This window comes from Streptomyces sp. NPDC002870 (genome assembly GCF_042888505.1).
In the GTDB taxonomy this organism is placed as follows: Bacteria; Actinomycetota; Actinomycetes; order Streptomycetales; family Streptomycetaceae; genus Streptomyces.
In genome coordinates, this window is the sequence record NZ_JBIAPW010000049.1 from 1 (window position 1) to 23,386 (window position 23,386).

A 23,386-nucleotide genomic window follows, 5' to 3' on the forward strand; every position below is an offset into this window, starting at 1 on the left:
TCCGTGAACGGCCCCAACGCCGCCTCACACTCCGCCAACCGCGCAGCAAAGACCGGCGAGGAATCCAGCAACTCCACCGCCATCCCCACCCACTGCGACCCCTGCCCCGGAAAGACGAACACCGTGCTACCAGTCGAGCCGGATACTCCGCCGATCGTCACCGCAGGGTCAGGACGCCCATCCGCAACCGCCCGCAACCCCGCGACCAGATCATCGCCCTCCGACCCCACCACCACGGCCCGCTGCTCGAACACCGACCGCGACGCCACCAGCGAATGCCCCACCTCAACCGGCGACAGCCCAGCACCCTCCACACCCGACGCCAACCGACCCGCCTGAGACACCAACGCCTCGGCAGAACGCCCAGAAACCACCCACGGCACCACAACACCCGACGGCAACGGGCCCGACGCCGGCTCGGAAACACCCTCCGCTGATCCCGCTTGCTCGACAATCACATGCGCGTTGGTCCCGCTCACGCCGAAGGACGAGATACCGGCACGCCGGGGACGTCCCGCCTCCTCCTCCCACGGTCGCGCCTCGGTCAACAACTCCACCGCACCCGCAGACCAGTCCACATGCGGCGACGGCTCATCCACGTGCAATGTGGCGGGCAGCTCGCCATGCCGCATGGCCAGCACCATCTTCATGACACCTGCCACACCGGAGACGGTCTGGGTGTGCCCGATGTTGGACTTGAGCGAGCCGATCCACAGCGGCGGCCGGTCCTCGTCCCGCTCCTGCCCGTACGTAGCAATCAGCGCCTGCGCCTCGATGGGGTCGCCGAGCGTCGTCCCCGTACCGTGCGCCTCCACCACATCCACATCACCCGCCGACAGACCCGCATTCGCCAACGCAGCCCGGATCACCCGCTGCTGCGACGGACCGTTCGGCGCCGTCAGACCATTCGACGCACCATCCTGATTGACAGCGCTGCCGCGGATCACCGCGAGCACCTGGTGGCCATTACGCCGGGCATCCGACAACCGCTCCACCAGCAGCACACCGACGCCCTCGGAGAGCGCAAAGCCGTCGGCCGCCGCCGCGAACGGCTTGCACCGCCCGTCCCGCGCGAGCCCACGCTGACGGCTGAACCCGATGAACGGCCCAGGATCAGCCATGACCATCGCGGCACCGGCGACGGCGAGCGAGCACTCACCCGAGCGGAGAGCTTGCACCGCCATGTGCAGCGCGACCAGCGAAGACGAGCATGCGGTGTCCACCGTCACCGCCGGGCCTTCCAGCCCGAGCGTGTACGAGACACGGCCGGACGCGACGCTGGTGGCCGCCCCGGTCGCGAGGTACCCCTCGATCTGCTCGGGGTCGGCCGCCCGCAGCCGGTTGCCGTACTCCTGGTCGGTGACACCCATGTAGACGCCGGTCGCGCTGCCGCGAAGGGACTTGGGGTCGATACCGGCACGCTCGAAGACCTCCCAGGAGGTCTCCAGGAGCAGCCGCTGCTGCGGGTCCATCGCCAGAGCCTCACGCGGCGAGATCCCGAAGAACTCCGGGTCGAAGTCACCGGCGTCACGCAGGAAGCCGCTCTCCCTGACATAGCTCCCGCCCGGCCGGTCGGGGTCCGGGTCGTACATGCCGTCCAGGTCCCACCCCCGGTCGGTCGGGAATGCAGACACGGCGTCGACCCCGTCCCGGACCAGCCGCCACAAATCCTCGGGCGACCGCACATCGCCCGGGTACCGACAGGCCATGGACACGATCGCGATCGGTTCATCGCTCGAGGGAGGGGAAGCAGGCACCGCGGCCGGCTTCGCGGCGGTTTCCTGCTCGCCGAGCGCTTGGACGCCGACGTACTCGGCGAGCGCGGCCGGGCTCGGATGGTCGAACACGACGGTCCTGGGCAGCCGCAGGCCGGTGATCCTACCCAGCCGGTTGCGCAGCTCGACGGCGGTCAGCGAGTCGAAGCCCAGTTCCTTGAAGGGGCGTTCGGGATCCACCGAGGCCGTCCTGTCGTGCCCGAGCACGGAGGCGACCTGTTCGCGGACGAGAGCCAGCAGTGCTGCGGCGCGTTGCCGGACGTCAAGTCCGGCCAGCCGCTGGGCGAACTCCGACAGGACGGGCCCGCGTTCCTCGCCCTCACCGTCGCTGTCGCCCTCCGCCCTGAGCTGAGGGATCTCCGTGAGCAGTCGGCTGCGCCGTGCAGAGGTGAAGACGCTGCCGAAACGCTGCCAGTCCACATCGGCGACCGCGATCGACGTCTCGTCGTGATCCAGCGCCTGCTGGAGTGCCGTGATCGCGGTGTCCGGGTCGATGACGGGCACGCCGCGGAGCCGTAGCACGTCCTGGATGGACTCCTCGATCATGCCGCCGCCCGCCCAGGGGCCCCAGGCGACCGACAGCACCGGTAGCCCGTCCGCCCGGCCCCGTTCCGCGCGGGCGTCGAGGAGCGCGTTGGCCGCGGCGTACGCCCCGTGATCGGCGACTCCCCAGGTGCCGGATATGGAGGAGAAGTAGACGACGGTGTCGAGTTGTCCGGGATCGAGTACGGAGGTCAGGTGGTCGGCTCCGGCGACCTTGCCCGCGAGTGCCGCCGCGAGGTCTTCCGGTCCGGCGTCCGCCAGCGTGGCCAGGTCGCCGACCCCGGCGGCGTGCACAACGGATCGGATCGGGTCCCCGTCGTGCTCGATCCGGCGCACGAGAGCTGCCACCGCCTGCTGGTCGCCCATGTCGCAGGCCGCCACGGTGACGCGGACTCCTTGGTCGCGGAGTTCGGCGCTCAGTTCGGCGACACCGGGGACGTCGGCGCCGCGACGGCCCGTGAGGACGAGATGTTCCGCGCCGTTGGATGCGAGCCAGCGGGCGATGTGAGCGCCGAGTGCACCCGTACCGCCGGTGACCAGGGCGGTGCCGCGTGGGCGCCAGGAGCGCCGTGGCGCTGTGCCTGCGGCCGGTGCGGGGATCAGCCGACGTCCGAGCACTGCGGAGCCCCGGACGGCGAGTTGGTCTTCGTCGTCTCCGGCTGCCAGGACCTGCGCAAGCAGCGTCGCTGCACGGCCGTCAGGCTTGCTGGGCATGTCGACGAGACCACCCCAGCGCTCCGGGTGCTCCAGCGCGGCGACCCGGCCGAGCCCCCACACCCCGGCCTGGTCCGGGTTCGTCGGCGCCTCGTCCTCACCCGTGGCGATACCGGTGGCGACCGCACCTTGGGTGACGCACCACAGCGGCGCGTCGATTTTCGCGTCTCCGAGTGCCTGGACCAGTGCGAGAGTGAGTGAGAGGCCGGCGGGAACGCAGGGGTGCTCGCTGTCCGGCCGTTCGTCCAGGGCCAGCAGGGACAGCACACCGGTGAACGGTCCGGCCCCGGCGCGCAGCCGGTCCACGAGCCCGGCCCTGTCCTCCACGGTCAGCGGCTGCGCGTGCGTGCCAGCCGCTTCCAGCGCGTCGAGGACACCGCACACCAGCGTGTCGTCCTCGAACCCGGCCGGAACCACGACCAGCCAGGTGCCGTCGAGTTGCTGGGCAGCCGGTTCGGGGAGGGGCCGCCAGGCGATGCGGTAGCGCCATCCGTCCGCCGTACCGCGCTGCCGCCGATCCCTGTGCCACGATGACAGCGCAGGGAGCACCTCGCTCAGCGCCCCGGGGCCGGGAAGCCCGAGGGTGTCCGCCAGCGCCTTTCCGTCCTGGCTCTCGACAGCTGCCCAGAATGCCTCTTGTTCGGGGGAGGCGGACTCCACCGGAGCTTCTGGCTCCAGCCAGAAACACTGCCGCTGGAACGCGTACGTGGGCAGGTCCACGTCGAGCGGACGGCGGCCGGCGAACACCGGCGCCCAGTCCACGTCCACGCCGTGTGCGTACAACTCTCCCAGCGAGGTGTACAGCCGGTCATGCCCGCCGTCGTCGCGACGCAGCGTTCCGGTCACCACCGCGTCGACGGCGGCATCCTCGACAGTCTCCTGAAGGGGCACGGTGAGGACGGGGTGCGGGCTGACCTCCACGAACACCCGGTGGCCCGCGACCGCGAGGGCTTGGACGGCGGGGGCGAACTCGACGGTCCGCCGCAGGTTCGCGTACCAGTACCCGGCGTCCATCTCCGCCGTGTCCAGCCAGTCCCCGGTGCTGGTCGAAAAGAGCGGCACCGAAGAGGTCCGCGGGGTGATCGGCGCCAGGACGTCGGTCAGCGTGTCCTCGATCGCCTCCATATGCGCCGAATGCGAGGCGTAGTCGACATCGATCCGCCGCGCCCGGACACCACGCCGCTCACACTCCTCCACCAACCGGCCCAGAAGGTCACCATCACCGGAAACCACCACCGATGACGGGCCGTTGACCGCCGCTACCGATATCTGTCCGTTCCATGACTCGATCAGCTCCTCCACCTCGGGCCGGGGCAGCGCCACCGACACCATTCCGCCCTGTCCGGACAGCGACCGGATGGCCTTGCTCCGCAACGCCACGACCCGAGCCCCGTCCTCCAGACTCAATCCCCCAGCCACACAAGCCGCGGCGATCTCACCCTGGCTGTGCCCCACCACCGCCGCAGGCTCCACACCGTACGAACGCCACACCTCAGCCAGCGACACCATCACCGCCCACAACACCGGCTGAACCACATCCACCCGATCCAGACCCGGCGCACCCACAACCCCACGCAACACCGACGTCAACGACCAATCCGTGAACGGCCCCAACGCCGCCTCACACTCCGCCAACCGCACAGCGAAAACCGGCGAGGAATCCAGCAACTCCACCGCCATCCCCACCCACTGAGACCCCTGACCCGGAAAGACGAACACCACTCCGCGTCCGGGGTCGGTGGGAACGGATCCGGTGGCGGTACTGGGCCGCGGGTCGCCGTCGGCCACGGCATGCAGGTCCGCGAGCAGCGCGGCCCGGTCGTCGCCGACAAGCACAGCCCGGTGTTCGAGTGCTGCGCGGGTCGTAAGGAGGGAGTGCGCCACCTCGTACGGTGCGGCGTCGGGCCGTGATTCGAGGTGGGCGGCGAGCGTCTTCGCCTGCGCACGAAGGGCGTCCGGGGTCCGGCCGTGCACCACCCAGGGCACGACCGCGCGGTGGGGAGCGCCGTCCTGCTCGTCGCCGTCCTGCTCGTCGCCGGCTCTCTCGTACGACGGTTCCGCCGGCGACTGTTCAACGATCACATGCGCATTGGTGCCGCTGATGCCGAACGACGAGACGCCGGCCCGTCGCGCATGCCCGTTCTCCTCCCACGGCTGGGGCTCTGTGAGTAGCCGCACCGTGCCCGCCGACCAGTCCACGTGCGGTGACGGCTCGTGGAGGTGCAGCGTTTCCGGCAGGACGCCGTGTCGCATGGCGAGCACCATCTTGATGACACCGGCGACACCGGCGGCGGCTTGCGTGTGCCCGATGTTGGACTTGAGCGAGCCGAGCCACAGCGGCCGGTCCTCGTCCCGGTCGCTGCCGTACGTGGCGAGGAGCGCCTGCGCCTCGATGGGATCGCCGAGCGTCGTCCCGGTACCGTGCGCCTCCACCGCGTCGACGTCGGACGGCCGCAGACCGGCAGTGGCGAGCGCGGCGCGGATGACCCGCTGCTGCGACGGGCCGTGCGGGGCGCTGAGGCCGTTCGAGGCGCCGTCCTGGTTGGTGGCGCTGCCGCGGATGAGCGCGATTACCGGGTGTCCGTTGCGCCGGGCGTCCGACAGGCGTTCCAGAAGCAGGATCCCGACGCCCTCGCCCCACGCCGTTCCGTCGGCGGCGGCGGCGAAGGGCTTGCACCGCCCGTCCGGCGCGAGCCCCTGCTGACGGCTGAACTCCACGAACATTCCGGGCTGGGCCATCACCGTCGCCCCACCGGCCAGCGCGAGTGTGCACTCCCCGGCGCGCAGAGCCTGCGCCGCGAGATGGAGCGCCACCAGGGACGAGGAGCACGCCGTGTCCACAGTGACGGCCGGCCCTTCGAGACCGAGCGTGTAGGCGACCCGACCGGAGGCCACGCTCGCGGTCGTTCCGGTCAGGACGTGGCCCTCGACCTTCTTGCCGGCCTGGTGCAGGCGGGGGCCGTACTCCTGAGCCATGGCGCCGACGAACACTCCGGTGAGGCTGCCGCGTACCGATGTCGGGTCGATGCCCGCCCGCTCGAGCGCCTCCCAGGAGGTCTCCAGGAGCAGCCGCTGCTGCGGGTCCATGGCCAGTGCCTCGCGCGGCGAGATCCCGAAGAATCCGGCGTCGAAGGACGCGGCGTCGAGGAACCCGCCCTCGCGTACGTAACTCGTGCCCGAGCGTTCGGGGTCGGGGTCGTACAGCCCGTCGAGATCCCAGCCACGGTCGGTGGGGAACGGCGACACCGCGTCCACCCGATCCCGCAGGATCTGCCACAGGTCTTCGGGGGACCGTACGCCGCCGGGGTAGCGGCAGGTCATCGCGACAATGGCGATGGGCTCGTCCGCGTCTGCCACGGGGAGGTATGCGTGCTCGACGTCGTTCGTGCCGCCCATGAGCTCCGCGTCGATGTAGCGGGCCAGCCGAGCAGGTGAGGGATGGTTGTACAGCGCGGTCGACGGCAGTTGCACAGAGAGGACGCGATTGATCCTGTTGCGCAGTTCCACGGCTGTCACCGAGTCGAAGCCCAGATCCTTGAACGTCCACGCGGTGTTGATCCCGGACGGATCCTGGTGGCCGAGCACCGCGGCAGCGTTGTCCCGTACGAGATCGAGTGTCGGCCGACGCGGTCCGGGGGCGTCGGTCTTGCCGTCGGCGGGCTGACGGGGCTCGTCGGAAGCGGGCTTGCGGGGGTGCTCGGCACTGGTCCTTATCCAGTGCCGCTCGCGCTGGAAGGCGTAGGTGGGCAGGTCCACCACCCGGGGCCGGTGGGCGGCGAACGCCGGGGACCAGTCCACCTCCACACCGTGTACGAACAGGTCGCCCAGCGAGGTGTAGAAGCGGGCCATGCCGCCGTCGTCCCGGCGCAGGGTCCCGGACACCACCGCCTCGACGCCCGCAGCCTCGGCGGTCTCCTGCACCGGCATCGTCAGCACCGGATGCGGGCTGACCTCCACAAACACCCGGTGATCCTCGGCCAACAACGCCCGGACCGCGGGCTCCAACCGCACCGTCCGGCGCAGATTGGTGAACCAGTACCCGGCATCAAGCTCCGCCGTATCCAGCCACTCACCCGTCACCGTCGAGAAGAACGGCACCCCACCCGAACGAGGACTGACCGGCGCCAGAACCTCCAACAGCTCATCCCTCAAAGACTCCACATGCACCGAATGCGACGCGTAATCCACCTCGACCCGCCGCGCCCGGACTTTGTTCCGCCTGCATACGCCGAGCAGCTCGTCCAAGGCGTCCGCATCACCCGAAACGACCACCGACGACGGACCGTTGACCGCCGCCACCGACAGCCGCCCCGACCACTGGCCCAGCAGCTCTTCCACCTCGGTACGGGGCAGTGCCACCGACACCATCCCGCCCCGGCCCGACAGCGACCGGATGGCCAGGCTGCGCAACGCCACGACCCGAGCCCCGTCCTCCAAGCTCAATCCCCCAGCCACACACGCCGCGGCGATCTCACCCTGGCTGTGCCCCACCACCGCCGCAGGCTCCACACCGTACGAACGCCACACCTCAGCCAGCGACACCATCACCGCCCACAACACCGGCTGAACCACATCCACCCGATCCAGACCCGGCGCACCCACAACCCCACGCAACACCGACGTCAACGACCAATCCGTGAACGGCCCCAACGCCGCCTCACACTCCGCCAACCGCGCAGCAAAGACCGGCGAGGAATCCAGCAACTCCACCGCCATCCCCACCCACTGCGACCCCTGCCCCGGAAAGACGAAGACCGTGCTGCCAGTCGGGCCGGATTCTCCGCCGATCGTCACCGCAGGGTCAGGACGCCCATCCGCAACCGCCCGCAACCCCGCGACCAGATCATCGCCCTCCGACCCCACCACCACAGCCCGCTGCTCGAACACCGACCGCGACGCCACCAGCGAATGCCCCACCTCAACCGGCGACAGCCCAGCACCCTCCACACCCGACGCCAACCGACCCGCCTGAGACACCAACGCCTCAGCAGAACGCCCAGAAACCACCCACGGCACCACAACACCCGACGACGACGGCGAAGACTCCCCCTCGTCAGCCTGCCCCGGCGCCTCTTTCACCTGCTCCACGATCAGATGCGCGTTCGTTCCTCCCATGCCGAACGAGGACACGCCGGCCACGAGCGGCCGTCCCTCCACCGCCGACCACTCGTCCGACACCGTCTGCACGCGCAGGTTCAGCCCGTCGAGCGCGATGTCGGGGTTTGGCTCCGCGTAGTTCAGGCTCGGCACGAGCCGGCCGTGCTCCAGGCACAGCACCACCTTCAGCAGTCCCGCGATCCCGGCGGCGCCCTCCAGGTGGCCGATGTTCGTCTTGACCGACCCCACCCGCAGCGGGGCAATGCGTCGCGGGTCGTTGCCCAAAGCGGCGCCGAGCGATGCCGCCTCGATGGGGTCGCCGACCTTGGTGCCGGTGCCGTGCAGCTCCACGTAGTCGACGTCGCCGGGCCCAACACCCGCGCGTTCGCAGGCCAGACGCAGCACTTCCTCCTGCGCTCGGACGTCCGGGGTCGTGAGGCCGTCCCCGCCGCCGTCGTTGTTGACCGCTCCGCCGCGGATCACGCAGCGGATGTGGTCGCCGTCCTCCAGCGCTTTGGCGAGCGGTTTGAGGACGACAAGGCCGCCGCCCTCGCCACGTACGAACCCGTTGGCCCGGGCGTCGAACGTATGGCAGAGACCGTCCGGGCTGAGCGCGCCGAGCCGGGCCATGGCGATGGTGCTCTCAGGTACAAGGTTGAGGTGCACACCGCCCGCGAGGGCGACTTCGCAGTCTCCGCGGCGCAGACTGTCGCAGGCGGTCTGGACCGCGACGAGTGAGGAGGACTGTGCGGTGTCCAGGGTCATGCTGGGCCCGCGCAGACCGAGGAAGTAGGAAAGGCGGTTGGCGATGAGTCCGCGGTTGAGGCCGGTGGGCGTGTGGTGGTCGAGCGCCTCGGTGCCCTGTTGGTGCACGAGTATGGCGTAGTCCTCGACGGTGGCTCCGATGTACACCCCGGCCCGGCGGCCGTTGAGCTGCTCCGGGCGCACGCGGGCGTTCTCCAGGGCCTCCCAGCCGAGTTCGAGGGCGAGTCGCTGCTGTGGGTCCATCGCCTGCGCCTCGCGCGGTGACACCCCGAAGAATCCGGCGTCGAACGCGGCGACGTCGTCGAGGAATCCACCTCGTGCGGGCTCGGATACCCCGGTTTCTGCGAGGAGTTCGGCGGTCCACCGGTCGGGGGGCGCTTCGGTGACGGCGCTCCTGCCCTCGCGGAGGAGTTCCCAGAAGGCAACGGGGTCGCCCGCCCCTGGCAAGCGGCAGGACAGGCCGATCACCGCGATCGGTTCGCTGTGCGGCGATGGAATGGTGGAGCCCGCGGTTTCCGACCCGTTCATCAATCGCACTCCCAACACCCCAAGCGACACACGGTCACGGCTTGACGTCACCGTTCCACAGCGTTGGCTTCGAAAAGGGGGTCGAAGGCATGCTCTAGGGGAACTCCTAGGCGGGGCGGGGGCACTTCCGCACCGCCCTGAACAGGGCTTCCCGACCGGCTACCCGGCCCCCGGCCCGGGGGTCTCGCGCACCCGAGCCCCGGTGTACCGCTCGGCTGTACCGCACGCTCCATAGCCGCGCGGCCGTCGGCGGACAAGGCGCAGAGACTAGGTGAATGCCGGTACACCCCGGTGCAGGCTGCAACGGGACAGGGCGAGGGTCCCCCGTCATACACACGCCAGCACGGAGAGGCACAGCGATGCATATGGACAGGGCAGCGGAGTTGTTGCGCACACCCGGCTCCGCACTGTCGTCCCAGCCGGCTGCCTCGCTGTCCTCCCGGCTGGCCGTCTCCGCCCTGGCCACCGAAGGCGAGGTGATGAGCAACGACGCGTTCCACTCATGGTTCGAGGAGCGGCAGCGCAAGCACGCGCTCCGGGTCACCCGCATCACCTTCGATGAACTGCAGGGCTGGAACTTCGATCCCGCAACCGGAAACCTGCGGCACGACAGCGGGCGTTTCTTCTCGGTCGAAGGCCTCCGGGTCCGCTCCGACTACGGGCCGGTCCGCGAATGGTGCCAGCCGATCATCCACCAACCGGAGATCGGCATCCTCGGCATCGCGGTCCGCGAAATCAACGGGGTGCTGCACTGTCTGATGCAGGCCAAGCCGGAGCCGGGAAACGTCAACGCGGTGCAGCTCTCTCCCACGGTGCAGGCCACCAAGAGCAACTACACCCGGGTGCACGGCGGTTCCGCCGTCCCGTACCTGGACTGCTTCATCGACCCCGATCCGCCGCGGGTCGTGGCCGATGTGCTCCAGTCGGAACAGGGTTCGTGGTTCTTCCGTAAGCGCAACCGCAACATGGTGGTCGAGGTGGGCCCCGAGGTCGAGGCGGGCGAGGACTTCTGCTGGCTCACTCTGGGACAGCTCGGCGCGCTCCTGCGCCACCCGGATCTGATCAACATGGATGCCCGTACGGTGCTTTCCTGTTTCCCCGACTGGCGGGTCGATTCCGGGTCGGAAGCCGGTGTCGGGCTGCACTCCGATACGGAGATCCGCAGCTGGGTCACCGGGCGGCGAGCCTGGCACGAGATCACCACCGAGCCGCTGCCCCTGCGGGAGACGGAGGGCTGGCACCGCTCGGAGAAGGCGATCTCGCACGAGAGCGGGCGTTTCTTCAGCATCGTCGCTGTCGATGTCAGCTCGCACCGGCGCGAGGTTCCCGCCTGGTCGCAGCCACTGCTCGAACCGCACGGGCCGGCGGTGTCCGCGCTGCTGGTGAAGCGGATCCGCGGCGTGCAGCACGCTCTGTTCAGCGCACGGGTCGAGCCGGGGTTCCTCGATGTGGTGGAGCTCGGTCCTACTGTCCAGTGCACCCCGGAGAGCTACGCCCATCTGCCGTCCGAGGAGCGCCCCAGGTATCTGGACGCCGTACTGGACCGCCGCCCGGAGCGGACGCTCTTCGATGCTGTGCTGTCGGAGGAAGGAGGCCGCTTCCACCACGCCCAGAGCCGCTACCTGATCATCGAAGTGGACGAGGACTTCCCGACCGCCACTCCCGAGGACTTCCGTTGGGTGACGTTGTGCCAGATCAACGAGCTTCTCAAGTACAGCCACCAACTGAACGTGCAGGCCAGAACCCTGGTCGTCGGCTTGAGGACGCTCCCATAACCGGGCCGGTCCGGTTCGGCGTCCTCGGTACGTCGTCCATCGCCCGGCGACGCGTGCTGCCGGCCATGGCCGCGAACGAGGACGTCGACCTGGTTTCGGTGGCCGGGCGCAGCCACGCGAAGGCTCAGAGCTTCGCGCACCCGTTCGGCGTTTCCGCCGATGCCGACGCCGAGGCACTGATCGCCCGCCCGGACATCGACGCCGTGTACATCTCCACGCCTACTGCCACGCACCCCGAGTGGGCGGCGAGGGCGCTGGTGGCGGGCAAGCACGTCCTGGTCGAGAAGCCGATCGCCACCACGGCGGACGAGGCGCAGAAGCTGGTGCGGCTCGCCGAGGCCCGCGGACTGGTGCTGCGGGAGAACTTCATGTTCCTGCACCATCCGCAGCATGACACCGTCCGCGACATGGTGGCCTCCGGCAGGCTGGGCCACCTGCGCGGTTTCAGCAGCTCGTTCTGCATCCCGCCGCTCCCGGCTTCGGACATCCGCTATGTGCCGGAGTTGGGCGGCGGGGCGCTGCTCGACGTCGGGGTATACCCGCTGCGCGCCGCACTGTCGATGCTCGGTCCGGGGCTCGGCGTGGCAGGGGCGGCGCTGCGGGTGCGGCCCTCGGACGGGCTCGATCTCTCGGGCGAGGCGCTGGTGTACTCCCCGTCCGGGGTGCTGGCGAGTCTCACCTTCGGCTTCGAGCACGCGTATGGCTCGCGGTACGCGTTGTGGGGCAGCCGCGCCCGGGTCACCGTGGACCGCGCCTTCACTCCGCCCGCGTCCTATCAGCCCTCAGTGGTGCTCGAGGAACAGGACCACGAGGAGACGTTTCGGCTGCCGGCCGCCGACCAACTCGCCTGCTGCCTCTCGTCGTTCGCTGCGGCGGTACGTGCCGGCGGCGGCGCCTCGCCGGAGGAGGCGACCTGGCGCGCGGGGGCGGTGGCCACGATGGAGCTGGTGGACGCGATCCGTGAGCGGGCTGTGCACGTCAGCGTCCAAGGTGAGGAGTAGCGATGGACATCGTCGGCAAGGGGTTCTTGGCCCGGCACCTCTCCGAGGCGTTCTCCGGGAGCTTTCCCGAGGTCACCGCCTTCGCGGCCGGGGTCTCGAGCACCTCGGTGACCGCGGCGGAGGAATTCGACCGCGAGGCGGCACTGCTCTACAGGGTGCTGCGGCGGTGCCGGGAGCAGCGTCGCGTGCTGCTGTTCTTCTCCACGGCCTCGTTCGCGATGTACGGGTCGCGGCAGGAGCCGGCCGCTGAGGACGGGCCGCTCTTCCCGCCGACGGCGTACGGCCGGCACAAGCTGGCGCTCGAGTCCAGTATCCGGTCGGCGGGGGTGCCGCATCTGATCCTTCGGGTCAGCCATCTCGTTGGCCGTCACCAGCGCGCGCATCAACTGCTGCCCGCGATGACCCGGCAGGTGCAGTCGGGTTCCGTCACGGTTTACGAGAGCGCTTACCGCGATCTGCTGGACGTCAGCGATCTGGTGTACGTGACCGGGCGGTTGCTGGAGGACGGCGCAGAGGGCGACACCCTGAATGTGGTGTCCGGAACGCCCGTCCCGGTGGATCGGCTGGTGGACGGCATCGAGGAGCGTCTCGGCCTCACCCCCATGCGGGTACTGGTGCCGGCTCAGGGAAGCGTGGCGCGCACACTGGTGTCGACGGAGCAGCTGGAAAAGCTCGTACCGGGCTTCGGCGCGGAACGCGTCGGCGCCGGCTACCTGGAACGGATACTGGACGCCTACCTGCCGTACTACGCGTCACTGCCGGCGGCGTGAGCGTATGACCCGCGCCGACTGTCCTCCCACGTGGCGCGGTGTTCAGGCGGTGTCTCCGGTGCCGGAACCGGGCGCCCGGTCCGGACGTGCCTCCTCGCGGTCCGGCTCGTCGTCGCCCGCTTCCCCGAAGATCATCCGGAGGGTGCCTGTTCTCACCAGGACGATCTGCGTGATCACCTGCAGGACGACATAGGTGACGGCGTACAGGGCGCCGTCGAGCGCCGGGACGGTGTCGACGGGCAGGGTGTACGCGAAGACGACGCGTAGCACGGCGTCCACCATCAGCCCCAGGCCCCACAGCCACGTCAGTCCCCGCCACACCCTGCGGAAGAGCGGAGTGGTGCACCACAGCCGGTCGAGGAGTTGCGCCCTGCCGGACACAAGCGCTTCCAGAGCCCGGTAGGTGAAGGGCCGTTTGAAGGTCAGGGTGGCGAGCATCCACAGTGCGGCCAGGCCGGTGATCCAGCCGCTCCGGGCGAGCGCCAGACGCGGGTCGCCACTGATGAGGGAGCCGACGGCGGCGGCGGCCACGACGGTGAGGACGAACAGCCCGATGGTGTCCACCTTGCGGTGCCTCACCATCGTCTGCACGGTGTGCAGGGCAGGCGGCGCTCCGCTGAGGAGCAGGGACACCAACTCGCTCAGGCCGAACGCACGCAGGATGTAATACAGCCCGACGGGAAGCGCCACGTCGAACAGGATGGTCCGCCCGAACGTCCCGCCCGGGGAAGCGGTGACGTCGCCGCTCCTCCCTTCCGGTACCGGGTCGTCCTGGCGTGCCGAAGTCATGTGCGCTCCTTGCGTTGACATCGATTCTGCGGGCGTTCGCACTGGGGTTTTCCCTGGACCTGGCACCCTGACGCAGACCTGACGTCCGGGAGCCGGCGGGCCGCCCTCCTGCGACGCGGGCTTGGCGATGCGCTTGACACCTCCTGCCCCAGGTTCCACGATGACTCCTGAACTTGTCAGACAGCCAGACAGGAGTGGGGCCTTGAGGACACGACCGCCCGTTCCCACCCCCCAGCGCGCCCGATCTGACCGACCACAAGCCGCCGCCGACAACCCTCCCGGCAAAAGCGGACCCTCAGATCTTCCTCAAGAGCGTTGCCCCGCACCCGAGTTTCGTGCGCATCATGGGTCACACCGTTTGCGCCTCAGTAATCCTGAAGCCGGAATTCTGATTGCCGTCGCCGCGTGATCCGCAGTACGCGGGCGCCGCTCGGAGCCGGGGCATCACTACGCATGCATCCCCACGAAGAATTCATGCTGAACGCCCCTCAATTCTCCCTGGCAATCCGGCCGTCGGGCGTTTCGTACGACCCTTCCGGGGGCGGGAGGGCCGCTCACGGATTAATGCCCGCACGAAGAGTTCGCCACCCCTCCAATGGGCTTCGCCGAACCTCGTGGGCAACCTTGGCGCGCAGAGCGAAGAAACACCCCTGCAGCACACTCCATTTGGCTGGTGAAGCAGCGGGAAGCGCCAAAGAACTTGGCTGTCCGCAGTTCCGTCTTTCCGGACCCACCTGCCAGTCGTGCCCGCATCATCGCGGTGCCGTGCCCGTATCCATGTACGCCCTGTGGATTTCGCGCGCCATGGTGCCCGGTTCAATACATCGGACTTGCGCGGCCCTCCTGTCGTCCCCACACTGCGCACACAGGGTGGACACGCTCCGCATGCACCGCTGCGACATAACCTCGCGGTCTGGAGGGATCTGAACCTGATGTTGCTGGACCGGGAGGCCGAGCTGGGCCTGGCGGCCGCCGCCATGCGCACCGCGCGGACTGGGCGGGGCGCTCTGATGCTGGTCAGCGGCCCACTGGGCATCGGCAGATCAGCCCTCATCGACGCCATCGGCGAAGTCGGTGCAGCTCAGGGCTTCGTACGCCTACGGGCGAGCGCGGCTCCGATGGAGCGTGACTTCTCCCTCGGGGTCGCCCGCCAGCTCCTGGAACCGGCACTGCGGCACGCCTCATGGGAGACGTTGGCGCGGTGGACCTCGGGGCCTGCGCGACTTGCTCGTACCGCACTCGACGCCGGCTGGCTCGGCGGCGCGCAACCGGACAGGCCCGTCCTGTGCGGCCTCACCGCGCTCCTTGAGAACATCGGCCGCGACCATCCGATTCTCATGCTCGTCGACGAACTGCAGTGGGCGGATCCCGCGACTCTCCACTGGTTGCGGCACCTGGGCGGGCGGCTGGCTTCCATGCCGGTCCTGCTCGTCTGCGCCGTCCGCCAGGGCGACACGCTCACCGAGCATCAGGCCGTCCAGGGCGTCATCGGGTACGCCACGCACGCCTTGCGCCCAAGGAACTTCACTCTCGACCACTCTCGCGAGCTGATCCGGCGGCACTACCGGGAAGAGGCGGAAGAGGCGTTCGTCATCGCCTGCCACGCGGCCTCCGGCGGCAACCCCTTGTTCCTCGGGGCCCTTCTGGCGGACGCCGCGTCCAGGGGCCTCCATCCGACCGCGGAGCATGCGCAAGCCGCCGCCGCGCTCCGGCCCTCACCGCTGCGGCACCGGCTACTGCTGCGCCTGGACGCGCAATCGGAGCAGGTCAGGCGAATTGCGCGGGCCGTAGCCGTGCTCGGCGACGACGCGGACCTGGAGCTGCTGAGCAGGCTGGCCGAGCTGGACACGGTCGAACGCGATCAAGCCCTCCGGCACCTTTCTTCGCTCGGCCTGACGACCGACCGGCGACGCCCCCGATTCGTACACCCCGTCGTGCAGGAGGCCGTGGAAGAGGGCATGCCCCTGGCTGAACGGACCACCATGCACGCGCTCGCGGCCGAGTTGCTGTACCGGGCAGGCCGACCGTCCGAGCAGGTGGCGAGGCATCTCATGGCGCTCACCGCACCGAGGTACGCATGGGCCGCCGAGGTGCTGCGCTCAGCGGCCTACGCCGCGCAGCGCAGGGGCGCACCCGAGGCCGCCGCCCGCTATCTGCGGCGGGCGCTGCTGGGCGGCTCGCCGGGCAGCGACCGGGCGAAGCTGCTGGTCGATCTGGCCACGGCGGAGCGGAGTTTCGCTCCCTCCGCATCCGTACGGCACATCGCCCAGGCTGTAACGCTGCTCGATGAACCGGTGGAGCGTGCCCAGGCCGTGGTGCGACTGGCGCCGACCGCCTTCTCCTCGACGGTGCGGCCCGTCCATGAGCTGCTGCGCGAGGTGGCGGACGCTCTGGGGCCCGACCGGTTGCGGGGGCCCGACCGTGAGCTGGCGCTGCGCCTTGAGGCCCGTATCAGGCAATCCGCCCTGTCGGTCCCTGCGCAGCTGGCCGATTCCGTGGCTCGGCTCGACGGTCTGGGCCCCGAGCCGAGCACCGGCACCCGGGCCGAGCGGGAATTACTGGCGACGCTGCTGGGGGCCGCGACATTCGCCAACGCGCTGCCCGCACAGGAGGTGGCGCGGCTGGCGAACCGCATCCTGGAACGCGAGCCGGCCTTCCCCGCGTATGTGCACACCACGTTGCCCATGGTGGTGACGAACCTCGTGGCGGCGGACTCCATCGAGACCCTCGGTTCCTGGCTCGACGCGGCCCAGCAGAACGCGGCCGGGCGGCAAACGCCCCTGGAACAGGCGCTGATCGGCACCGAGCAGGCGCTCGTCTCACTGGCCCGCGGCCGTGTCACGGAGGCGAAGGAGCGGGCGATCGCGGCCTACGAACTGGCTGGGGCGGAGCACAAGGAGGTCTTCACCGTCTCGGCGATCGCCCTCGCGTCGGTCGCGATCCACACCCGGGACTCCAAGCTCGCCGAGTGGCTGCTCGCGGGCAGGTACCGGGCCGCGGAGGAACCGTACCTGTGGTCGGCGCTCACCATGCTGAGGGCGAAGAGCGCAGCCCGGCAGGGTGATCTGGACACTGCCATCTCCCACTTCCTCGATGTCGGTCACTGTCTTGAACAGCTCGGCTGGTGCAATCCCGTACTGCTCCCCTGGGCGTCGTCCGCCGCGCTCGTGCACCTTCGCCTCGGCGACCGGAAACAGGCCGCGGAGCTGAGTGCCCAGGAGCTGGAACAGGCTAGTGCCTGGGGCGCGCCGGCGGCTCTCGGCCGGGCCCTGCGCGTGCACAGCCGGATGGTCGAGGGCCCGGGGAGCACTGATGTGCTGCTGGAGGCGGTCGACGTGCTGGAACTGTCCGCCAACCGCTACGAACTGTGCCTGGCCCTGCTGGAGTTCGGCGAGCGGTGCGGCCCGGCCGACGTCCGTGGCAGGGCGGCTCTGGACCGCGCGTACGCGGAAGCCGTCGAGTGTGACGTCCCCTGGCTGGCCCGGCGCACGGAGGCGCGCCTCGCTGAGGCGGCGCCGAGCACCCGAGCCCCGCGCGGTCGACTGACCCGCGCGGAGCGGAGGGTTGCCGAGCTGGCCGCCTCGGGGCTGACGAACCAGGTGATCGCCGACGACCTGAACATCTCATGCCGCGCCGTGGAAAAGCATCTGACGAATTGTTACCGGAAGATGTCAATCAAAGGTCGGTCAGTTCTCGCCGCGTCATTGCAGGAACTCGACCGGGAGTCCAACTCTCCCTGGACGGCCACCTGTTACTGACCGGACAGTAATCTTACTGACCAGTTAGCAATCACATCGGGCGTCCCCGCTGTTCCACTGCAGCTGTGCGCAGCGTCTCCCTTTGCGATACCACCAAGGCTCCACTGCGGCACCTCGATCCCCTCTCCTGTAATCCGGTCGCAACAAAGAGTTATTACTACTCCACCGTATTGATACCGAACCACTGCACCGAACCCCGCAACGGGGACCGAACCATCGCACCGAGACACCACAGTGTTTTGCTCATTAGCACATGTCTCGTTGACTCTCGGGACGCGGCGTTCCTACGCTCTGGTCCGCGGAATACCACTGCACAGAAAGGCACTTCGCTCCAGACATTGACGGAGCGGGGAGACCAAATGCCTCATCCGATCTGTCAGATTTCCCGGTGCGCCGACCGCAGAAAGACGGTAGCTCCCTTGACCCACCATTACGCGGACCCGATGACCCTTGCGGCGGCCCCTCACGCCGCACCCCCCCACACCGCCGGCGCGCCCGACCAACCCACCCTCGGGGTGGGGCGGCGCTCACCCGAGCACCACCGGGCGTGTATGGCCAGCCTCGACGCCTCGCTGGCGATCGTCGCCGCCGACGCGGACTTTCTTCGGCTCTTCGGCCGCGACGCCACCGACATGTGTGGCCGCAGCCTCTACTCGCTTCTTCACCCCAGCGCTCCCGGGCTGCTGAGCCGGCACTTCGCCCGCCTGTCCGAGGGACGCCGCGCACGGTTCGTGGAACGCATGGTGGGGATCCGGAGCGAGGCGGCGCCCTTCTCGGGCGAGATCACCGGCGTAGCAGTGCGGAGCGAGTCCGAACAGGCACCGTCCTTCGTGGTGGTCGTCCGGCCCGACGACGAGTCGGCTTCCCCCGTCGGCCAGGATGACGCGCCGGCCCAGCGCAAACAGCTGCTCACCCAGCTCGACGCACAGATACTCGAGGGTGTCGCGAGCGGTGCCTCCACGGTGCAGCTCGCCGCCCGGCTCTACCTCAGCAGGCAGGGCGTGGAGTACCACGTCGGCCTGATGCTGCGCAGGCTCAAGGCGCCCAACCGCGCCGCGCTGGTCGCGCGGGCGCACTCCATGGGCATGCTCACGGTCGGCAGTTGGCCGCCCCGGGTCCTCTCCGAGTTCGTCAAGGACGCCGACAACCGGCGCGGTCGCAGGCCGGACACCCCCGCGCAGCGCCCGGCGGCCGCCCGCGCAACTCCCCACCAGTAGACCGCTCCTGGGTATGGGGTTTTCCCCAGCAGGAGTCCGGCGAAGATGGGGATGCCGCTGATGCTGCTGCTCATGGTCCGGACACCCCCCTCCGGCGGCCGGAGCAGCTGGGACGGCGGCGCGGCCGGCACCGTACATATCCGGCCGCAGGCGCACCCGGCTCCGCGAGGACGGCCCAGTCTTCGCGGGGCCGGTGTGCGGCGCGGACTGCGCACGGGCGGTCGCTTCTCGATATCGGCTGCCGAAGAGGTAGCCCTCGATCGACGCTTGCGTACTGACCATCCCCCTTTCTGCGCTCTTCGGGCAGGATGTGGTGGGCTCGCCCCCGCAAAACGACGCGGGCGGCGACCCCGCCGAAGGGACACCCCTCTGCCCGTCCGCCGGGCACCGGCCCCGTCCCGCCCGCCCGCCCGCCCGCCCGCCCGCCCGCCCGCCGAGAACGCCTGGGAGACCGCATGCGCATCGGGATCCGGCTGACTCCCTCGCGGGCGCATGCCGCGCTCGTGGACGAGGAGCGCGTCCTCACCTCGGCCTCGGTTCCGCTCGCCACGGTCTGGACGGAGCCGCTGGCGACCCTGCTTCACGAACTGAGCGCTGCGGCTCCGGCCGCCGTCGATTCGGTCACCTGGGATGTGTCCGCCGTATTCAAAGCCTCTCTCGAACAGGCTGCGGCGACCGGCACCCTGTCGGGCTCCGACTCCACAACGGTGATACGCCGCCTGCGTGCCCAGTCGGTGGCAGCGGTGCGAGTCGTACCCCGCAGCAGCCTCTCGGGAGCCCGCAGACATCCTGCGCCGCTGGTGGGGGCACTGGTCGCCTGGCGTGACACGGTCATCGGTGGACACGACCTGTTCGGCAACGAACTCGCCGACCTCGACCTGGCGGCTGCCGACCGGTGCGCGGACAGCGCCCGGTCGGCGGGGCTGACCACACTGGCGATCACCGCGACGGGGGCGGCCGCACTGGCCACCCACGAAGAAGCCGTCGCGGCCCGGCTGCTGGAGCGCTGCCCCGACCTGCGGCTGTGCCTGTCGCACGAGGCCGGAGGCCTGGGGCTGCTCGAGCGCGAGGCGACGACGGTGGTCAACGCGGCGCTGCTGAATGTGGCCGAGGAGCTGGTCGGCCGGAGCGAGCGCGCCACAAGGTCACTCGGCTCCGGCCGGACGTCCTGCTGGTTCGCGACGGGGGACGGCGGCCGGGTGCCCGCCGAACGGCTGCGCCGGTCCCCCGTCTCCGGGCTGACCGCGAGCGGCGCGACCGCGCTGATCGGAGCGGCGACACTGTCCGGCAGCGCGGACGCGCTGGTCGTACTGACCGGCGCGTCGGGCATCGCCATGGGGCAGATACGCGAGGGCCTGCCCCACGTGGAGTCCGACCTCCCGGGGATCTTCGGCGTACGGATGTCCGCACCGCAGCCCGTGCTCACCTCGAGCCGGGTGGACGGGGCATCCGACCTCGCCACCCTGCTCAACGACCACAGCCGCCGTACGACGGATGTGATCGCCGTGCTCGACGAGGGCGGGTCGCACGTCGCGAAGGAGATCCACGGCGCCGCGGGGAAGGTGCCGGTGCTGGTGGATCCGGGTGCCGACCTCAGCGCCGTCGGCGCTGCCTGCACGGAACCGGGCGCCTGGCTCGACCTGCTGGTCGCGGTCCGGGGCACCGAGGAGCTCGATCAGCTGCAGACACGGGCCGAACAGCAGGCATGCACCCTGGTCGCGGCGAACGGCGCCAGCCCGGGGAGTGAGCGCATCGTCAGATCGTCGGCCACGGTGGTCGGCTACCTCCGCGCCAGCCTCTATCGGCTGCAAGTACGTGCGAGCAGCAGGCCCGAGCCGAAGGACGAGCGGTGAACGACGACACGGCGATCGCTCCGGCGAAACCGGTACGGATATCGGCCGAGGATCTGCCCGCCATGGTGGCCGGCAACCAGCTGATGTGCTCGGCCACGGGCGCGGCAGGCGTGGACGGGGTCACGGTCTGCGTCGAGGAGCTGCTCCAGCAGCACGGCCCGGTGTCGCTGGTCGGCATCGACGACCTCCCGCCCGACGCGCTGTGTGCCTCGGTGGGCGCCGTCGGGGGATTCGCCCCGCTGATCGAACTTCCCCCATGCGGGGACGAGTTCGTGTTGGCGGTACGTGCCCTGGAGGCGCGTGTCGGCCGCAGGATAGACGCCCTGGTGTCACTCAACGCGGCCGGGCCCAACGCCCTCTTCCCCATCGCCGCGGCGGCCGCGCTCGGGCTTCCGCTGGTCGACTGCGACGGTATGGGGCGGATCCTGCCGCTGATCCACCAGACGACGTACGCGCTCGCCGGGCTTCCGGTCACGCCGCTCGCAGCGGTGAGCCAGACCGGCGATGTGGTGGTGCTGGAGACCGGCTCGGCTCGGGCGGATCCGCTGCTGCGCGGTGTCGTGGACGCCTCGGGCGGTTTCATGATCTGTGCCATGTACCCCGCGACCGCCGGGCAGTTGAGCCGGGCCGCTATCTTGGGCTCCACAAGCCGGATCATGCGGGCCGGCAAGATCCTGACCACGGCTTCCGACCGCCGGACGCTGCTCGGCGGCCTGGCCAGGACGGTGGGTGCGGGCGTGTTGGCAAGCGGCCGGGTCGTGGAGATCGAGCGCGCCACCCGATCGGAGGGCACACGTCATTACCCGTCCATGCCGAGCACCATCGTGGTGGCCGAGCATGGCGGGACCGACCGGATCGTCCGCCTCGAGGCGCAGAACGAGCTGCTGCTCGCGCTGACAGACGGGGCGGTCGCTGCCGCGGTGCCGGATCACCTGTGCCTGTTCGACCGTCAGAAGCTGCGAATCGTCGGCCTGGAGTGGGTGGCCGTTGCCGACGATGTGGACGTACTCGTGGTACCCGCGGCGCCGATGTGGCATACGCCCGCCGGGCTCGCTCTGGCCGGACCGCGCGCGTTCGGTATCCCCGTACGTCACCCCACCGAGGATGGTTCGCGGTGAACCGCAGCCGCTCGTCCGAGCCGCTGACCGTGGCGGAGCTGGTGCGCTGCGGTCCCCTGGCGCGGGCAGGTTCCTTCGCCACTCGCTACCTGGACCGGCCGGTGACCGGGGTGCTCCTGATCTCCGAGCTGGAGAAGGCGCAGCGGTGCGAGCCGAACACGGCGCTGGTCGTGCACCCGGCGGCGGCGCATGGCATCTGGGCGCTGGAGTCGGTGCTGCGCCACGCCTGGGAACGGAACGCCGCGTGCGTCGTGGCACCGGCCGAGATCACCGTGACCAGCTCGACGATCCAGCTCGCCGAGCGGCTGCGGATTCCCCTCTTCACCGTGGCCGACCCGGCGCAGCAGGCGCTGGAGCTGGCGGCTGCAATCGCGGACACCGAAGCTGCGCGGGCCCGCCTGATGGCGCGCTGCGCCGTCCTCTTCGGCGAGCACGGGCGTCTGCGGGACATCATCGGAGTGATCAACACGGAGGTGCCGGGGGTGAGCGCCGCACTGATCACAGAGGACGGGCATCTGCTCGTCGGGCGGTCGGCCGCCGGCCGGCCGGACAACGAGGAGTCGTCCCGGGTGCGGGTCGCGGTACCGGGTCCCGACGGACGCCCCTGGGCGACTCTTGTGGCACAGCTCGCCGCCTGGTCCCCGTCCTGGGTGGAAACGGTCGAGACGATCCTGCGTCTGGCGCGGGCCCCACTGGTCGCCTCCGTCGCCGGGCTGCGCCTCTCCCTCGCGCAGCAGGCGAGCAAGGACCGCCTGCTGCTGGAGACGCTGCTGCGGGGTGCCCACTCGGCGCCCGGCGCTGACGGTGCCGGGTCGCCTTCCGGGGATGACGCGACGAATGACCCCCGACAACTGGCTCGCGAAGCGGGGTGGCGCGTCGAGGGGACCCATGTCGCCGTGGCCCTGCGGCCCGCTGATCCGGACGCGTCCGCATTCGAAGCGGCCGTCCCCGTGGTGGTCGCTGCCTGGCAGGAGGCTTTCCCGTACGCACCGATCGTGCCTCGGGGGAACCGCTGGGTGGCCTGGTTCACCGATGAGGCGGTGCAGCCGCGCGAGGTCGCGGAGCAAGTCGGGCGGAAATGGGCCTCAGCACGCCTCCCCATCCCCCTGGCCGTCGGCATCGGCCGGGTCGGCGAAGGCATGGACGGTATCCGTCGTTCCGTGGGCGAGGCGGAGCTGGCCGCGGCCGCGGCCGGGCAACTGGGTGGCGGACCCATCGAGTTGTACGCCGATCTGGGCCCCCGCGCGGTCCTGGCCTGCCTGCCGGTGGCGGATGTCGCGACGGCGGCGCGGGTGCTGCTCGCCGATCTGATCGCGGACCCGAAGGCGGATGTCCTCATCACCACGCTGGCGACCCTGCTGGACTGCGGGGGCTCGACCGGCCAGGCCGCCGCCAGGCTCGGCCTGCACCGCAACACCATGCTCGGCAGGATCGAGCGCATCCGGGCCTGCGGGGTGGACCTCGAGTCGCCCGATCAGCGGCTCGCCCTCCATGTCGCCTGCTACACACTGTTGAACACCTGAGAAGCCACACTGTGCGGTGTTGTTGTCGTCGGCGTCAGCAGGCCAGGCCAGACGCAGCACTGAAGGATGTTCGGGGAGCACCGCCCAAGAGTGAAGAATGCGCGGCCACCAGACCCCTTTCGAGTCCATATTCCGGGACATCTGGAGCGACACGCGCCAT

Annotated in this window: 10 protein-coding genes; 8 read left to right on the top strand and 2 right to left on the bottom strand. The window is 70.0% G+C overall.

The features are described 5' to 3' along the window. The coding region (locus ACFYWY_RS35485) for a type I polyketide synthase (protein WP_389194758.1) at window positions 1-9,422 on the bottom strand (9,422 nt) is incomplete at its 3' end. 365 nt (window positions 9,423-9,787) lie between these two features. Between ACFYWY_RS35485 and ACFYWY_RS35490 the strand changes: the two genes are divergently transcribed. The 3 genes from ACFYWY_RS35490 to ACFYWY_RS35500 are packed head-to-tail and all read left to right on the top strand — an operon-like array spanning window position 9,788 to window position 12,968. Then, a complete protein-coding gene (locus ACFYWY_RS35490) occupies window positions 9,788-11,197 on the top strand; it encodes an NDP-hexose 2,3-dehydratase family protein (protein WP_389194760.1) in 1,410 nt (469 codons plus the stop codon). After that, window positions 11,110-12,198 carry a Gfo/Idh/MocA family protein gene (locus ACFYWY_RS35495; protein WP_389194763.1) on the top strand — a complete coding sequence of 363 codons (1,089 nt, stop codon included), beginning with the start codon at window positions 11,110-11,112 and terminating at the stop codon, window positions 12,196-12,198. Before ACFYWY_RS35490 ends, ACFYWY_RS35495 begins: the two co-directional genes overlap by 88 nt. A 2-nt stretch (window positions 12,199-12,200) precedes the next feature. Next, window positions 12,201-12,968, top strand: a complete 768-nt coding sequence (locus ACFYWY_RS35500) for an NAD-dependent epimerase/dehydratase family protein (RefSeq protein WP_389194766.1) — start codon at window positions 12,201-12,203, stop codon at window positions 12,966-12,968. Window positions 12,969-13,010: 42 nt separating this feature from the next. On the opposite strand, the gene ACFYWY_RS35505 is transcribed toward ACFYWY_RS35500, so the two are convergent. Further along, window positions 13,011-13,757, bottom strand: a complete 747-nt coding sequence (locus tag ACFYWY_RS35505; protein ID WP_389194768.1) for a VC0807 family protein — start codon at window positions 13,755-13,757, stop codon at window positions 13,011-13,013. 932 nt (window positions 13,758-14,689) lie between these two features. Here ACFYWY_RS35505 and ACFYWY_RS35510 point away from each other — a divergent pair. From ACFYWY_RS35510 to ACFYWY_RS35530, 5 genes are all read left to right on the top strand, one after another. Continuing rightward, window positions 14,690-17,515: an AAA family ATPase gene (locus ACFYWY_RS35510; protein ID WP_389194770.1), complete on the top strand. Its 2,826-nt coding sequence runs from the start codon at window positions 14,690-14,692 to the stop codon at window positions 17,513-17,515. A gap of 551 nt (window positions 17,516-18,066) precedes the next feature. Then, the gene (locus tag ACFYWY_RS35515; RefSeq protein ID WP_389194772.1) at window positions 18,067-18,732 is read left to right on the top strand and encodes a LuxR C-terminal-related transcriptional regulator; all 666 of its coding nucleotides are present in this window, start codon (window positions 18,067-18,069) and stop codon (window positions 18,730-18,732) included. 455 nt (window positions 18,733-19,187) lie between these two features. Then, entirely contained in the window at window positions 19,188-20,585 is a 1,398-nt protein-coding gene (locus tag ACFYWY_RS35520) for a hypothetical protein (RefSeq protein WP_389194775.1), read from the top strand. Next, window positions 20,582-21,703, top strand: a complete 1,122-nt coding sequence (locus ACFYWY_RS35525) for a DUF917 domain-containing protein (protein WP_389194777.1) — start codon at window positions 20,582-20,584, stop codon at window positions 21,701-21,703. The genes ACFYWY_RS35520 and ACFYWY_RS35525 overlap by 4 nt, the downstream gene beginning before the upstream one ends. Next, window positions 21,700-23,226 (top strand): PucR family transcriptional regulator, encoded by a 1,527-nt coding sequence (locus ACFYWY_RS35530; protein ID WP_389194780.1) that lies wholly within the window; start codon window positions 21,700-21,702, stop codon window positions 23,224-23,226. The genes ACFYWY_RS35525 and ACFYWY_RS35530 overlap by 4 nt, the downstream gene beginning before the upstream one ends. Window positions 23,227-23,386: the final 160 nt, after the last annotated feature.